The 13,895-nt window shown below is 61.8% G+C and carries 14 protein-coding genes, 2 tRNA genes and 1 pseudogene; 6 read left to right on the top strand and 11 right to left on the bottom strand.

Annotated features, from left to right (window positions below):
• Nucleotides 1-988: 988 nt before the first annotated feature.
• The 3 genes from Q8N40_RS23025 to Q8N40_RS23035 form a co-directional block, all read right to left on the bottom strand.
• Nucleotides 989-1,063: transfer RNA gene (locus tag Q8N40_RS23025), tRNA-Thr, on the bottom strand.
• A gap of 166 nt (nt 1,064-1,229) precedes the next feature.
• Nucleotides 1,230-1,562, bottom strand: coding sequence for a hypothetical protein (locus Q8N40_RS23030; protein ID WP_305713436.1), 333 nt, complete (start codon nt 1,560-1,562; stop codon nt 1,230-1,232).
• Between the two features lie 162 nt (nt 1,563-1,724).
• Nucleotides 1,725-2,102 (bottom strand): hypothetical protein, encoded by a 378-nt coding sequence (locus Q8N40_RS23035; protein ID WP_305713437.1) that lies wholly within the window; start codon nt 2,100-2,102, stop codon nt 1,725-1,727.
• A 133-nt stretch (nt 2,103-2,235) separates the two neighbouring features.
• On the opposite strand from Q8N40_RS23035, the gene Q8N40_RS23040 reads away from it, so the two are divergent.
• Together Q8N40_RS23040 and Q8N40_RS23045 are read left to right on the top strand one after the other, a co-directional pair.
• Nucleotides 2,236-2,949, top strand: a complete 714-nt coding sequence (locus Q8N40_RS23040) for a dienelactone hydrolase family protein (protein ID WP_305713438.1) — start codon at nt 2,236-2,238, stop codon at nt 2,947-2,949.
• A 179-nt stretch (nt 2,950-3,128) separates the two neighbouring features.
• Nucleotides 3,129-3,836, top strand: a complete 708-nt coding sequence (locus tag Q8N40_RS23045; protein WP_305713439.1) for an urease accessory protein — start codon at nt 3,129-3,131, stop codon at nt 3,834-3,836.
• Between the two features lie 167 nt (nt 3,837-4,003).
• On the opposite strand, the gene Q8N40_RS23050 is transcribed toward Q8N40_RS23045, so the two are convergent.
• From Q8N40_RS23050 to Q8N40_RS23075, 6 genes are all read right to left on the bottom strand, one after another.
• Nucleotides 4,004-5,431: a gamma-aminobutyraldehyde dehydrogenase gene (locus Q8N40_RS23050; RefSeq protein WP_305713440.1), complete on the bottom strand. Its 1,428-nt coding sequence runs from the start codon at nt 5,429-5,431 to the stop codon at nt 4,004-4,006.
• 24 nt (nt 5,432-5,455) lie between these two features.
• Nucleotides 5,456-6,271, bottom strand: a complete 816-nt coding sequence (locus Q8N40_RS23055) for an ABC transporter permease (RefSeq protein WP_305713441.1) — start codon at nt 6,269-6,271, stop codon at nt 5,456-5,458.
• A complete protein-coding gene (locus Q8N40_RS23060; protein ID WP_305321731.1) occupies nt 6,261-7,229 on the bottom strand; it encodes an ABC transporter permease in 969 nt (322 codons plus the stop codon). The genes Q8N40_RS23055 and Q8N40_RS23060 overlap by 11 nt, the downstream gene beginning before the upstream one ends.
• A complete protein-coding gene (locus Q8N40_RS23065) occupies nt 7,226-8,221 on the bottom strand; it encodes an ABC transporter ATP-binding protein (protein WP_305713442.1) in 996 nt (331 codons plus the stop codon). The genes Q8N40_RS23060 and Q8N40_RS23065 overlap by 4 nt, the downstream gene beginning before the upstream one ends.
• Before the next feature lie 153 nt (nt 8,222-8,374).
• The gene (locus Q8N40_RS23070) at nt 8,375-9,532 is read right to left on the bottom strand and encodes an ABC transporter substrate-binding protein (protein ID WP_305321733.1); all 1,158 of its coding nucleotides are present in this window, start codon (nt 9,530-9,532) and stop codon (nt 8,375-8,377) included.
• A gap of 132 nt (nt 9,533-9,664) precedes the next feature.
• Nucleotides 9,665-10,576, bottom strand: a complete 912-nt coding sequence (locus tag Q8N40_RS23075) for a LysR substrate-binding domain-containing protein (protein ID WP_305321734.1) — start codon at nt 10,574-10,576, stop codon at nt 9,665-9,667.
• A 250-nt stretch (nt 10,577-10,826) separates the two neighbouring features.
• On the opposite strand from Q8N40_RS23075, the pseudogene Q8N40_RS26755 reads away from it, so the two are divergent.
• From Q8N40_RS26755 to Q8N40_RS23085, 3 genes and pseudogenes are all read left to right on the top strand, one after another.
• Nucleotides 10,827-11,068: pseudogene (locus Q8N40_RS26755) on the top strand (transposase); the annotation flags it as partial.
• A gap of 129 nt (nt 11,069-11,197) precedes the next feature.
• Complete coding sequence (locus Q8N40_RS23080; RefSeq protein WP_305321735.1) at nt 11,198-11,638, top strand: hypothetical protein; 441 nt, start codon at nt 11,198-11,200, stop codon at nt 11,636-11,638.
• An 83-nt stretch (nt 11,639-11,721) separates the two neighbouring features.
• Nucleotides 11,722-12,258, top strand: coding sequence for a hypothetical protein (locus Q8N40_RS23085; RefSeq protein WP_305713443.1), 537 nt, complete (start codon nt 11,722-11,724; stop codon nt 12,256-12,258).
• A gap of 74 nt (nt 12,259-12,332) precedes the next feature.
• Here the strand turns inward: Q8N40_RS23085 and rlmB are convergent, their stop codons facing one another.
• Nucleotides 12,333-13,163, bottom strand: a complete 831-nt coding sequence (gene rlmB / locus Q8N40_RS23090) for a 23S rRNA (guanosine(2251)-2'-O)-methyltransferase RlmB (RefSeq protein ID WP_305713444.1) — start codon at nt 13,161-13,163, stop codon at nt 12,333-12,335.
• A 201-nt stretch (nt 13,164-13,364) separates the two neighbouring features.
• Between rlmB and Q8N40_RS23095 the strand changes: the two genes are divergently transcribed.
• Nucleotides 13,365-13,450 (top strand) — tRNA-Tyr (locus Q8N40_RS23095).
• Nucleotides 13,451-13,475: 25 nt separating this feature from the next.
• Here the strand turns inward: Q8N40_RS23095 and Q8N40_RS23100 are convergent.
• A partial coding sequence (locus tag Q8N40_RS23100; RefSeq protein ID WP_305713445.1) for a tyrosine-type recombinase/integrase occupies nt 13,476-13,895 on the bottom strand: 420 nt, incomplete at its 5' end.

Here is a 13,895-nt window from a genome sequence, read left to right on the forward strand (position 1 = left end):
TTCCGAAAGAAGTTGCCAGTACAATCGACTCTCACATCGACAAAATCGAGATGGAAGTTCTATTCGCAAATTGGCCGTCGGAGTTTTCACACAGCCTGGACCCACAAAAGACATCCGCGGGCTTTGGCGAGAGTTGGTCAATCTCTATCGGCTGATCGTTTGAGCCGATAAGGTATTGCCTTCACCGCGGAAGGAGCCGCCAGTTCGCGGTCTCGTGGTGTGATGGTTTGGTGGTTCAACGGGGAGATCTCGGACGGCGTGCTTCAGTCCGAGCGCATGTTCGCTGAATTCATCTCAGTCTCAAAGTTTCACGAAAGTATCACGCGACTTTTTGGGTCCTAGGTATTTCTGGGTCCCCCAAACAAGGGGCCCACCCGGGGGTGGGGGGCCTGTCCAGTGTACCCCGGGGGTCCCGCGCCTACGTAGAGGCTCGCGACCGCTGACTGGTAACCCCAGCCGAACAACGCGCAAGGACTGGACTGAACCAGTTCGTCTCTGTCGCGCAGTGTGTATGGCTCGGCGGCAGGACGGAGTGTCCGCACCGGAGACGCGCACCGGAAGGATGGCAACATCTGTGAGGATGACTCTAGGACAGGGATCATGGGCCAGCGAGGCGGAAAGCTATCACCGCAGCCCTTGAAGGCGACCTGATCCGCGGATCACGGCGGCGGCCTGGAAGAATGGCGTGGGCTGAGCGGTGGGTCCATAAGCCAACCTGAGACTGCGGATGCATATTTGGTAGCCACGCCCTCCGCATGGAGAGGCGCCAGTCCAAACTAACCGTGTTGACCTACGAGCGGAGCGGCTTGCGGACCCTGTGGAGAGGTGTGGCAGCCCTATTTGAAGGCAGTTGATTTGCTCTTCGAACTCGCTGCCGGACCGCAGCGCTTTCGGGTATTTTACGCAGTGGCGGTATCAACGCGGTATCAACAAATAATATGGAAGAGATGAATCCGCGAAATTTTTTCTGCTAAGTGTCTGATTTCGCTGGTGCCGGTTGAGAGGATTGAACTCCCGACCTTCGGTTTACAAAACCGCTGCTCTACCGCTGAGCTAAACCGGCGAATTAAAAGCATCAGCCGGCGGATGAAACCCGGCTGATCGTTCGGCCGGTCGAATACCAGACTTGCCCGCAAAGGGCCAGCAGTTGACGGGCCTTTTCCGTGGCCAAGCCGGCACAAAAAAGACGGCCTCGCGGCCGCCTTTTTTCGCTGATGTCGCGCTGCCGGTTACTGGCAGATGTGCTGGCGGCCGTCTTCGCCGCGGAACAGGGTGCCGGGCTGACAGACAAAGCCGTTGCGCTGGGCGTAGCTCTGGGTCCAGCTGCGGTCGCCGTTGTTGTAATAGGCGTTGGAATCGCCGCGGAAGGGTGCGGTGGTGATCGCGCCTGCGCGCGGATGACCATCCGTGTAGGGATTTCCCGGTCCGAGGTTTTGACAGTTGGCGTTCGGGTAGAATTGCGCGCAATAGCCGGGATCTTCGACCACTTCCTGCGCCAGGGCAGGGGTGGCCAGCGCGGTGGAAAGCATCACGGCTGCGCCGAGGAGTCCGAGTTTTGTCATCAAGTTTCTCCGTTGGGTGACGCACGTCAAGCGCTGGCGTAGAGAGACGTTCCAGAATTTGTCCGGCGCTGATTCAAACCCGCGTGATGCTTTCGCCGGCCGGTCACGGCAAAAGGAGCGGCCGTACCGGCCACCCCTTCCATGTTCACATTCCGACGTCGCCTAGCAAGGATACCAGCGTCCGTCCGGGCCCATATAGGTCGCATAAGACTCCACGCCGCAGGTCGTCCTTCCGGGCCTGGCGCCGTAATAGGCGTAGGAGTCGTCATACTGCGGACGGCTGCCGTAATAGGCGTAGGAATTGCCGCCGCGATATGGCGAAGAGGCGATGGCGGCCGCGGTGCCAATGGCGCCGCCGACGACGCCCGCTGCGACCGCGCCCGGCCAGAAGCCGCTTCGTCCGTGATAGTGGCGATCACCCGCCCAGCCATGATGCTGCGCGTAGGCGCCGTGTTGATGCCTCGCATACTGCGCCGAGGCGGGCGTTGCGATGATGGCGGCGAGGATTGCCGCCGCGCCCAGAAGGCCTGATTTCGTCATTTGCGTCTTCTCCGGGAAATGTGTGTGAGGGGGTAACCATCTCGCGAACCGGATGTTCCGAATCCGGGTTGTGCCGTTATCAAACCGGTGGGAAGTTCCCGATCCGTCGTTTTCAGGGATCGAGCGAGCGCCGATGCAGACGCAGGACATCGACTACCGCGCCGACGTGGCGATGCGCGGCTATTTCGCCTTCGATGAGACCAGAACCGGGCGGCGGCCGGGCGTGCTGGTGTTTCACGAGGGGCTGGGCCTCGGCGATTTCGCGATGGCGCGGGCGCGGATGCTGGCGGAACTCGGCTACGTCGCGCTCGCTGCCGACATGTTCGGCGACCGCCGGCAGGCGCGTAACCTGACCGAGGTCGCAAGACTGGTCGGCGACCTCCGCAACGCGCCGGAAATACTACGCGGCCGCGGCCATGCCGCGCTGGCGGCGCTTGCGGCACGGCCTGAAGTCGATGCGGGCCGGATCGCGGCGATCGGCTTCTGTTTCGGCGGCTCGGTGGTGCTGGAACTCGCCCGCGACGGCGCCGATCTCAGGGCCGCCGTCAGCTTCCACGGCGTGCTCACGACCCGGATGCCTGCTGTGCCGGGCGGCGTGAAAGCCAGCGTGCTGGTGCTGACCGGCGCCGACGATCCGCTGGCGCCACCCGATCAGGTAGCCGCGTTCGAGGTCGAGATGCGCGCGGCGCAGGTGCCGGACTGGCAGTTGATCTCCTACGGCAGCACGCTGCATGGTTTCACCAATCCGGCGGCCGACGGTTCGATGCTGCGCTCGGCGCTCTACAGCGCAAAGGCCGACCGCCGCTCCTGGGCGTCGATGCGGGGTCTTTTTGAGGAAGTGCTGTGAGGCTCTTGGATTCCGGCCCGAACTTTGCTCTGACAGATGCGGTGATGAGTGTCATAAAAGGAATTGAGACCGTCATTGCGAGCGAAGCGAAGCAATCCAGCTCGCCGCGCAAGGAAAGAAACTGGATTGCTTCGTCGGTGCGCTCCTCGCAATGACGAGGTCGAGCCTGCAGGGGACATATGTTCGGAATTCTGGGGCTGGGGTTTCTGTTGGGGATGCAGCACGCGCTGGAGGCCGATCATATCGCGGCGGTGTCGAGCATCGCGGCGCGGCGCAGCCGGGTCGGCGATATCGTGCGCCATGGCCTGACCTGGGGGCTTGGCCATACGCTGACGCTGTTCGCTTTCGCCGGCGCAGCGTTGCTGCTCGGCTTTGTCATCCCCGAACATGTCGCGCGCCCGCTGGAGACCGCGGTCGGCATCATGCTGGTCGGGCTCGGCGCTCACGTGCTCTGGCGTCTCTGGCGCGACCGCGTGCATTTTCACCGCCACGGCCATGACGACGGCACGATCCACATCCACGCCCACAGCCATGCCGGCGAAACGCAGCCGCATGCCCGCGCGGCCCACGCGCACGCTCATATCCAGAGCTCCGGTTTTCGCTGGCGCACGCTGCTGGTCGGCTTGATGCACGGCATGGCCGGCTCGGCGGCGCTACTTGTGCTCGCGGTGTCGCAGGCCGCCAGTCCGGCCATCGGGATCGGTTATGTCGCGCTGTTCGGGATCGGGTCGATGATCGGCATGGCGGTCTTGTCGATGGTCATCGCGGTGCCGCTCGTGGTCTCCGCGCGCTGGCTCACCTGGGCCAATCGCGGCCTGCAGGGCGTGGTCGGCGTCGTCACCATCGCGATCGGCGTCACCACCATTGTCGAAACGACGTTCGGCTAAGGCCATTTGGTCTGATAGCCTAATCGCATTCGCCGTGTGTGCGGAAACCGCCGCATTGGTCATTGATGCCGACATCGCGGCCCACCTTCCAACGAGGCCAGACTGCCATCAGGAGCAAGGCCGCCTCCAGGCTGTGGTGCGGATCCAAGGCAAAACAGACCGTGCCGTTACCCGTGCGCGACCATTACATGGCGCACGGCCGTGTAGTCTTCCAATGCGTAGAGCGACATATCCTTGCCGTAACCGGACTGTTTGACCCCGCCATGCGGCATCTCGTTGGTGAGCATGAAATGTGTGTTGATCCAGGTGCAGCCGTATTGCAGTCGAGCCGCCGTCGCCATTGCGCGTCCCACGTCCTTTGTCCACACCGACGAGGCGAGCCCATAGTCGCTGTCATTGGCCCACGCGACCGCATCATCGACGTCTGTGAACCGGGTGACCGACACCACCGGCCCGAAAACTTCACGCCGCACGATCTCGTCGTTTTGCAGCGCGCCCGCGACGACAGTCGGCTGATAGTAGAAGCCGTTGCCCCCACCGACCTTGCCGCCGGTCGTGATCGCGACATGTTTGAGTTCCGACGCACGCTCGACAAAGCTTGCGACACGATAAAGCTGACGCTGCGAGATCAAGGGGCCAATCTCGTTTTCGGTATCGTCCGTGCGATCGTACTTGATCGTTGAAACGGCCGACGAGAGATCCGCGACCAGCTTGTCGTAAATGCCCTTGCCGGCATAGATGCGGCACGCGGCCGTGCAATCCTGGCCGGCATTGTAGTAACCGAAGGCGCGCAATCCGGCGACCACCGCCGCGAGATCGGCGTCGTCGAAAACGATGACGGGCGCTTTGCCGCCAAGCTCCAGATGTGTGCGCTTCACCGACCTTGCCGCTGCCTGCAACACCTTCTTGCCGGTTGCGACGTCGCCCGTGATCGAGATCATGTTGACCTTGGGGTGGTTAATCAGCGCGTTGCCGACCGTGTCGCCGCGCCCGAGCACGACGTTGACCACTCCTTCGGGCAGGATGTCCGCCAGGACTTTGGCCAGTTTGAGCGCTGTCAGCGGTGTCTGCTCGGATGGTTTGAACACCACCGTGTTGCCTCCGGCGATGGCTGGCGCGAGCTTCCAAGCCATCATCATCAGCGGATAGTTCCACGGCGCGATGGATGCGACGATGCCGATCGGGTCGCGGCGGACCATCGACGTGAAGCCTGCGAGATATTCTCCGGCGATTGCTCCGGGCATGGTACGGACTGCGCCAGCGAAGAACCGGTAGCAGTCGACGATCGCGGGCAATTCGTCGTTGAGCACGGCATTGATCGGCTTGCCGCAGTTGAGTGCCTCAAGCTTGGCAAACTCGTTAGCCTCCGCTTCGATACGGTCGGCGATCCGCAGGAGATAGGCCGAGCGTTGTGCAGGTGTCGTGCGCGACCAGGTCGCAAACGCTTTCTCGGCGGAATGGATTGCGGCCTCGATCTGCTGCAGCGAGGCCTCGGGCATCTGCAGCACCGTCTCTCCAGTGCGCGGATTGAAGATCGGCTCTTCGGTTTCGGTTCCCTTTTCGAGCTTCGAGCCGATCAGCATCGCCATATCCATAGCCTAATCTCCTTCATGCACTCTCTATTTGCCCGCGCCCGAGACTTGATCGCCCTCGCGCGTCAGGTAGTAGGCGGCGATGATCGGGATCAGCGTCACGAGCACCACAACCATCGCCACTACGTTCGTGACCGGCCGTTGACGCGGCCGCACGAGTTCTTCCAGCATCCAGATCGGCAGCGTCTGTTGCTGCCCAGATGTGAAGGTGGTGACAATCACCTCGTCAAACGACAGCGCAAAGGCCAGCATCCCGCCTGCGAGCAGCGCCGTACCGATATTCGGCAGAATGACATAGCGGAAAGTCTGAAAGCCGTCGGCGCCGAGATCATATGATGCCTCGATTAGCGAGCCGGACGTCCGGCGGAAGCGCGCAACCGCGTTGTTGTAGACGACGACCACGCAGAACGTGGCGTGGCCGAGCACGATGGTCCACGTTGAGAACGGGATATCCATCAGCGAGAAGGCCGACCGCAACGAGATACCGGTGATGATACCGGGCAACGCGATGGGCAGTATGATGAGGAGCGATATGGCCTCGCGGCCGAAAAAACGCGAACGGCTCACCGCAGCTGCACACAGTGTTCCGAGCACGATCGCGATCAGGGTTGCGATTGCCGCGATTTTCACGGACACCGTCAGCGCCTCCCAAACGTCGGTCCGATTCCAGGTTACCCCGAGCCACTGTGTCGTAAAGCCGGGTGGCGGCCATTGGTAGGTTTTGTCTTCGGTGGTGAACGCGTACACAAAGATCAAGAGAATCGGCACATGCAAGAACAAAAGGCCGCAAGCGGCAGCCACCTTCAGCCCGAACGGCGCGGATGCTTCGCGATCAGATCGCATCGAATGCCCCCATGCGCTTGGCCATCCACAGATAGAGACCCATGACCACGATCGGTACGACAGTGAATGCGGCGGCGAGCGGGATATTTCCGGCTGTTCCTTGATGGGCGTAGACGGCCTGCCCGATGAACAGGTGCGAAGTGCCTATGATTTTCGGAATGATGTAGTCGCCAAGCGTCAGAGAGAACGTAAAGATCGATCCTGCGGCGACGCCCGGCAACGCCAGCGGGAAGATCACACTCCAGAAACTACGACCTGGCGAAGCTCCCAGATCGGCCGACGCCTCGACGAGGCTTACGGGAATGCGTTCAAGTGACGCCTGGATTGGCAAGATCATGAACGGCAGCCAGACATAGACGAAAACGATGAACGTGCCCGTGAACGAAACCGACAAGGAACTGCCGCCGACGATCGGCAGCGCCAGCCAGGCCTCGAGCAGGCCTGTCAGGTGCAGGTTTGCGAGTGCCCAGTTGAAAATGCCTTCCTTGGCGAGGATGAGCTTCCAGGCATAGATCTTGACCAGATAGCTCGACCACAGCGGCAGCATGATTCCGAGGTAGAACAGCGCCTTCCACTTGCCGCGGGCATACCGGGCTGCATAGTGGGCGATTGGAAACGCGACGACGGCGGATGCGATCGTCACCAGCGTGGCCATCACGACGGTTCGAATCATGATGTCCAGGTTGGCGGGCTGCAGCAGTTCGCCGTAGGTTTTCAGCGTGAACTCACGCTTGATCATCCCCGAGTATTCATCGATCGAGAAGAAGCTCTGCAGCAGGAGCGCAAACAGCGAGCCGAGGTAGACAATGCCCAGCCACAGAACCGGTGGCAGCAGCATGAGAAACAGCAGCAGCTTCGGCTTGCGCCAGAAAAGGTCGGACAGGGCGCCCAGCAGGCCGTTGCGCGCGGTGAGAATCGCCGGCGCGCCCCGATCGGTCAGCGCAACCGTACCGCTCATGCGTCAGCCTCCATCACATGCAGCGCGTCGGCGCCAAAGGTAAGGACGACGTCCGCTCCCTGTTCTGGCACGGTCAAGCCGGCCGGTACCGTCGCATGCAGCCGCAATCCTTCGGCGTCCAATCCGAGGCGCGTCGCCGCGCCAATATAGCTCACCGACACCACGCGCGCTCGGATGCCCGCGCTGTTGGTCTGGGTGCTCACGCGGATCGCCTCCGGCCTGAGGCTTCCCCAGCCGTCACGCTGGCAATGGCGTTTGACGAAGTCCGGCGGCACAACATTGGAGGAGCCGACGAAATCGGCCACGAACCGGGAAACCGGGCGAGCGTAGATGTCCTGCGGCGTGCCCACTTGCATGATGCGGCCATCGTTGAAGACTGCGACGCGATCCGCCATCGACAGAGCTTCGCCCTGGTCATGCGTCACAAAGATGAAAGTGATCCCGAGCGATTTCTGCAGTGCCTTCAGCTCTTCCTGCATATTCTCGCGTAGTTTCAGGTCGAGCGCGCCAAGCGGTTCGTCCAGCAGCAGAACCTTGGGCCGGTTGACGAGCGCACGAGCGAGCGCAACACGCTGGCGTTGCCCTCCGGAAAGCTGCCCAGGCTTGCGCGTGCCGTAGCCCGGCAGGCGGACGAGCGCCAGCGCGTCCTCCGCAATCCGTATCCGTTCTGTCTTGGAGATACCTTTCACCTTCAGTCCGTAGGCCACATTGTCCAGTACATTCATATGCGGGAACAGTGCGTAGTCCTGGAAAACAGTGTTGACGTTGCGCCGATACGGTGGCACGCCCTCGGCGCGCTCGCCGAAGATTGAAATGGCGCCCGCAGTTGGCTGTTCGAAACCAGCGATGAGGCGAAGGCAGGTGGTTTTGCCCGACCCGGATGGCCCGAGCATCGCGAAGAATTCACCGGGCTGCACCTCCAGGTCGACCGAGTCGACCGCTTTAACGCTGCCGAAATGGCGCGATACGTTCTCGAATGAAACGGCGATCATGCATTGCCCGCGTTGCTTCTATGATCCGGCGCTCGGCGTACGGCGCCCGTCGTTGGCCAGCACGCGCTTAAGATCTTGTGGCCAGTCGCGGCAACCCCAAGGATTCGTCGCGCCTGGCCACTTTTGCCGCGGAATGCTCCGCGGCGTCAGGCTTCAGCGCCCTCCGATGACGCCGATGTAGTCCGACACCCAGCGGTAGTAGGGCACACACTTGTCGCCCTGCGACGCGCATTTCGTTGTTGGCGTCGTCCAGAAGCGAACTTTCGAGAAGCTGTCGAAGCCGTTTGTCGAGCAACCCTCTTTTGTCTGCATTCCGCGTCCGTCCGTGCAGGCCGCCGGAACAGCTGGATTGGCTCCGAACCAGGCCGAGAGGTCGCTCTGCAGGTTGGATGCAAGCGTGTGCTCCATCCACATGTATGAGCAGTTCGGATTGCGTGAGTCGACGTGCATCATGGTCGTGTCGGCCCACCCGGTGACACCCTCGTCCGGGATCACCGATGCGATCGGTTGCTTCTGGCTCTTGAGCAGGTTGACCTGGAATGGCCACGAGCCCGACGCGACAACGCCCTCGTTCTTGAAATCGTCGATCTGGATGAAGGCATCGTGCCAATAACGGCCGACTAGTTTGCGCTGTGCGCGCAAGAGTTCGAGCGAGGCCTTGTACTGCACTTCGTTCAGCTCATAAGGGCTCTTGATGCCAAGATCAGGCTTGTGCGTCATGAGGTAGAGCGCTGCGTCTGCAATGTGGATGGGGCCGTCATAGGCCTGTACGCGCCCCTTATTCGGTTTGCCATCCGGCAGCGCCATCTCCTCGAACACCACTTTCCAGCTCGTCGGCGGATCCTTGAAGACTTTGGTGCTGTACATCAGAACGTTCGGCCCCCACATGTAGGGAACGCCGTAGTGCACGCCGTCGACCGTATGCCAAGGCGCCTTCTTCAGGCGATCGTCGATTGTTCCCCAGCTCTTGACGAGGCTGATATTGATCGGTTGCACCCGTTTGCCCGCGACGAGCCGCAATGAGGCGTCGCCAGATGCGGTCACGAGGTCGAAGCCGCCTTCATTCATCAACGCCACCATCTCGTCGGAGGTGTTGGCGGTCTTTACATTGACTTTGCAACCGGAAGCTTGTTCGAATTTTGTAACCCAATCGAACTTCTTGTCGGTCTCGCCGCGCTCGATATAGCCCGGCCAGGCGACGATGGTAAGTTGCCCTTCGGCCTTCCCGATTTCCTTGATTTGCGCCACGGATGGATTCGCAAGCGTCAGCGCCAACGTAAAGCCACTCAGCAATGCGAGTATCGACTTCATTAACACCTCCCAGGTCCGGGCGGCTGCTTCTTCCGAGACAGCACGGCCCCCGGATGGACCGTTTCGGCAAATGTAACCTTTCGCAATTTCATTTATCAGAAGGTGGGTTTCGCTTTTTCCGATAACGGGCCATCATGGCCGCTGCCGTGCGCTGCGCTGGCCCTGCGCTATGCCTATGAAGTCGCGCGCGTTTTGCGTGAGACCTGACCCGCGCCGCCACGTCATGCCGACCTGAACTACCGGCAATGAGCCGGAGACGTCGCGCGACTCGATCCGATCGCCTTCCAGAGACCAAGGCCGGTAGACAATATCGGGCAGCAGTGCGAGTCCGGCCCCCGTGGCGACCAGGCTGCGCACCGCCTCGACGGATCGAGTGCGGAAAGCAACCTTGGGGCGGGTTCCGAACGCGGCGAGCAGTTTGCCCGTATTCTCCTCGACCTCATCGACTGTTAGCATGATAAGGGGCTCAGAGAGAATGTCTGCAAACGTGATGCTGTCGGCACTTGCAAGTGAGTGTCCGAGCGGCAACCACAAGCGATAGGGCGAGACTTCGACGATCTCGGCGTCGATTGCGAGGCGGTCGCGCAGGTTCGACACCACCATGACGGCAACATCCAGTTCGCCGCCGATCAAGAGGTGCTCGAGGTAGTCGCCATTGTCTTCGATAGCGTGGATCTCAACCGACGGAAAAGCACGGCGATAGCGCGCCAGAATATCTGAAAGCACGTAGCCGGCGACGAGCGAGGTAACGCCGAGTTGTAGGCGGCCACCACGGTTCGAAGCTTGCTCGGAGAAGCTCCTGCGTGCGTCGGAGATATCCGTCAGGATGCGCGTCGCGTGGCGCAGGAGCTGATGGCCTTTGTGGGTAATAGACAAGCCGCGCGGATGACGCTCAAACAGCTTGACGTCAAGATCGGCCTCCAGCTCCTTGATCGCTTCGGTGACGGACGATTGCGAGATCGACAGCGCTTGCGCGGCACGGGAGACCGTGCCGGCCTCGGCCGCCGCGACAAAGAACTGGAGCTGCCTGATCGTAAACGCCATGACGGGATTAAGCACCAATTCTACCGCGGATGAAAGCTCCAGCCGCGAGCGTTCTTGAGAGCAAGGCGGACCTTGTCTGCTCTCGGTCCGATGTCGCCCTTGACCCAAAGCGGACCTCATCTCTTCTTATCCTCGCAGATTTCGGCTAATGAAGAGCGCGGGCTGCATCACTGCCAATTGTTCCTGACCGCAAATTGGATGGCCTCGTGCACCCATAACGCGAACCTCTTGCAGGCAATCGGTTTGAGCTGCTGCCGGTGCAGCGCTGCTCTATCTGCCGCTCTATTCGCCGGACTTCAATTCGATCGAACAGCTCTTTGCCGAACTCAAGGCCGCGCCAAGTCCACTGAAAGATCCGTCGAGAGCCTCTGGGACAGAATTGCCATTCCGCTCAACATCTTTCCAACGGACGAATGCGCCAACTACTCCCGCAGTTCCGGATATGCCTCGCATCAAGTGGAAAATGCTTTAACGGGCGTTAACGTTTCCTGATCGCGCTGTTTCGGATTTGAACTGGCACCAATGCTTACGCGTTAGGCTTACTGACAGTTTGGCCGGCGGCTTTAACCCTTGGGGCCGGTTCTTCGGATAGGTTGCTGCTCACAACAGGGAGCGGCATCCATGCGCGCTGCGATCGCACTGGGACTTTTGATCGGAACGACGGCGACGGCCTTTGCCGGCGGCGGTTTCGAGATCGTGATTCCGGGCCGCATCGGGGTACCCATCATCATTAATGGCGTCGACGCATCCTATGCCGTGGTCGAGGGTGACTGGGGTCTCGGCAAGGGTGGCCAGGTGCAGACCAGGGTCTATGGCGGCCGCTATATCGATCCCGTTCCCAAGGTCGGTCATTACTACCCGAGCGCCGGCCTGCTGCCGGCTTACGGACGTCTCGAAATTCAGCCGCCGGCCAACCGCCCGTTGCCGCAGCCCGCGGAGAGCTATCATCAGTCATGGTCGGCGCGATCACCGCAGCCGGCGCAGGCCGACGTGCCGTTCTATCCGCCGCCGGTGATCGTCGCCCCGGAGATCGACGTCCCGCGGCGCGATTTCCGGAACTGAACAAGCCCTGGAGTTTTCTGACCGGATTTTCCATATCAAGAGTCCACGACGACAAGAAAAACAGATCCACAGGAGAGAGTGCAATGCGTTCGACGATTTCAGGAATGGTGGCGGCAGTTGCCGTGATGATGACGATGGGCGCCGCCCCAGCGATGGCGTGCTACGCCAACCCGTGCGCCCCGGCGCCGGTCTATGTCGCTCCGGCACCGGTCTATTCGGGCTGCTATAGCGGCTGCGGCGGCTGGGCCCGTGAGCGGCTGCCCGATCCGGTGCACCAGTATTATTACGTCAACCAGGGCCCGACCTATTCCGGCCCGGGCAACTGGGCGCCGCGTCCGGTCTATCAGGAAACCTCGGTGTCTTACGGCCGTCCCCATTACGGCTATCGCACACACCGGCACCACGGCCATCGTTATTCGGTCCGCCCGAGCGTCCGTTACGGCTACGCCCCTCGGGCTGGCTACGGTCCGCGCCTCGGATACGCTCCCCGAGTTGGGTACGCTCCGCGGGTTGGCCACGCCCCGCGACACAGCATGCGCCACCATGGCGGCCCGGCGATGCATCGTCATCATGGCCACCACCACCGTCACCACGGCCACGTGCTGCGCCGCTACAACTGATCTGAATGTCGCTTGAGATTGTCAGCGCCCGTTCGCATCACGCGAGCGGGCGTTGCGCTGTGGATTACCTGGAATTACGTGCCCATCAGGCCGAGCCGGCTGGCGCCGATGTAGAGCGCCAGCACCGCCGCATTCGACACGTTGAGGCTCTTGATCTCGCCGGGCATGTCGAGCCGCGCCACCGCGCTGCAGGTCTCCCGGGTCAATCTCCGCAGCCCCTGGCCTTCCGCGCCCAGCACCAGCGCCAGCGGCTGGACCAGGGGCATTGCGCCCAGATCCTCGCTGCCCTCGCTGTCGAGCCCGACGGTCATGAAACCCAGGTCGTTCAGCTCGTTCAGCGCGCGCGCCAGGTTCGTCACGGTCACCATTGGCACCAGCTCCAGCGCGCCGGAGGCGGATTTCGCCAGCACGCCGGTGGCGTCGGGGCTGTGCCGCGCCGTGGTGACGATGGCCTTGACCGCGAAGGCTGCCGCCGAGCGCAGGATGGCGCCGACATTGTGAGGATCGGTGATCTGGTCGAGCACCAGCACGATTCCCTCCTGCGCCAGGTCGTTGATATCGGGTGAATCCAGCGGCTCGGCTTCCGCCAGCAGGCCCTGATGCACGGCGTCGGGCCCGAGCCTGCTGTCGATCAGGTCGGGGCGGACGATTTCCGGGGTGACGCGCAGCTCGATCTTGTCGTCGGCCAGCCGCCTTGCGGCGTTTTCGGTCAGCCACAGCTTGCGAATCCGGCGCTGCGGGTTGGCCAGCGCCGCCGCCACCGTGTGCCAGCCATACAGAATCACCGACCCGTCGGGGCTGGCCTCGCGGTCGCGCCCGCCCGGCCGGTGGCCGGATGAGCGCCCTTTGTCGGGTCCTTTGCCGCCTCCGCGCTGAAAGCGCTGTTTTCGGTCACGATCACTCATGGCAGGCTTGTGTCACGGGTTCCGAATAATGGCAATTTGAGCCCCCGTTGGCCCGGATAGTGCGGGCGCCTTGGTTGACTTTGCCGGGCCGTTTCCCCCATAAACGCGCCAACCGGGAGCTCGCCATCGGCGACCGGTTTTAACGTCATCCATGACCTTTCTGCCGCCATTTTCGGCGGGAGGGTTCCGATGCTGTTGAGCGGGGGAGTGTCCCGAGTGGCAAAGGGAGCTGACTGTAAATCAGCCGTCTTACGACTTCGAAGGTTCGAGTCCTTCTTCCCCCACCAACACCAAAAAACAGCGTTGTTTGCGCTAGTCTTTTTGGCCTATGGCCCGCACTTCCCCACCAGGTGCGGGAATAGACGTTCCGGATTTGGACAGTTTTTCCATGTGGTCTGCGGCCAGCTTGCGGCGGTCGGCGGCCTTCGTATAAAGCGCCGCCATCTGGCCGCCTTCCCATCCGAAGATTGCTTCAAGGGTCGCCACGGTCGCGCCGTTGTTAGCCGCCCGTGTCGCCGCCGCCTTCCTGATCCCGTGCGCTGACTTGTTGAGGATGCCCGCAGCGCGACAAGCCTTCTTGAACAGGGTGCCCACCACCTCTTTACGAAGCGGCTGCCCCTTCTTGCTGGCGATGATCGACAATTCGCCGGTCGGGCCTGCGGCGAGTATTTCGGCCAGTTCGGGCAACACCGGGATCGTCACGCGCGTCCCGGTCTTTTCCGTGTCGATCGT

Origin of the sequence: Bradyrhizobium sp., assembly GCF_030693485.1 — a bacterium.
In the GTDB taxonomy this organism is placed as follows: Bacteria; Pseudomonadota; Alphaproteobacteria; order Rhizobiales; family Xanthobacteraceae; genus Bradyrhizobium.

Bases quoted from the DNA above. Each gene is read 5' to 3' on its own strand.
- Q8N40_RS23040 (WP_305713438.1), top strand. From the start codon at position 2,236: ATGCAGACGCAGGACATCGACTACCGCGCCGACGTGGCGATGCGCGGC.
- Q8N40_RS23050 (WP_305713440.1), bottom strand. From the start codon at position 5,431: ATGGATATGGCGATGCTGATCGGCTCGAAGCTCGAAAAGGGAACCGAA.
- rlmB (WP_305713444.1), bottom strand. From the start codon at position 13,163: ATGAGTGATCGTGACCGAAAACAGCGCTTTCAGCGCGGAGGCGGCAAA.
- Q8N40_RS23045 (WP_305713439.1), top strand. From the start codon at position 3,129: ATGTTCGGAATTCTGGGGCTGGGGTTTCTGTTGGGGATGCAGCACGCG.
- Q8N40_RS23030 (WP_305713436.1), bottom strand. From the start codon at position 1,562: ATGACAAAACTCGGACTCCTCGGCGCAGCCGTGATGCTTTCCACCGCG.
- Q8N40_RS23060 (WP_305321731.1), bottom strand. From the start codon at position 7,229: ATGAGCGGTACGGTTGCGCTGACCGATCGGGGCGCGCCGGCGATTCTC.
- Q8N40_RS23085 (WP_305713443.1), top strand. From the start codon at position 11,722: ATGCGTTCGACGATTTCAGGAATGGTGGCGGCAGTTGCCGTGATGATG.
- Q8N40_RS23055 (WP_305713441.1), bottom strand. From the start codon at position 6,271: ATGCGATCTGATCGCGAAGCATCCGCGCCGTTCGGGCTGAAGGTGGCT.
- Q8N40_RS23065 (WP_305713442.1), bottom strand. From the start codon at position 8,221: ATGATCGCCGTTTCATTCGAGAACGTATCGCGCCATTTCGGCAGCGTT.
- Q8N40_RS23035 (WP_305713437.1), bottom strand. From the start codon at position 2,102: ATGACGAAATCAGGCCTTCTGGGCGCGGCGGCAATCCTCGCCGCCATC.
- Q8N40_RS23080 (WP_305321735.1), top strand. From the start codon at position 11,198: ATGCGCGCTGCGATCGCACTGGGACTTTTGATCGGAACGACGGCGACG.
- Q8N40_RS23075 (WP_305321734.1), bottom strand. From the start codon at position 10,576: ATGGCGTTTACGATCAGGCAGCTCCAGTTCTTTGTCGCGGCGGCCGAG.
- Q8N40_RS23070 (WP_305321733.1), bottom strand. From the start codon at position 9,532: ATGAAGTCGATACTCGCATTGCTGAGTGGCTTTACGTTGGCGCTGACG.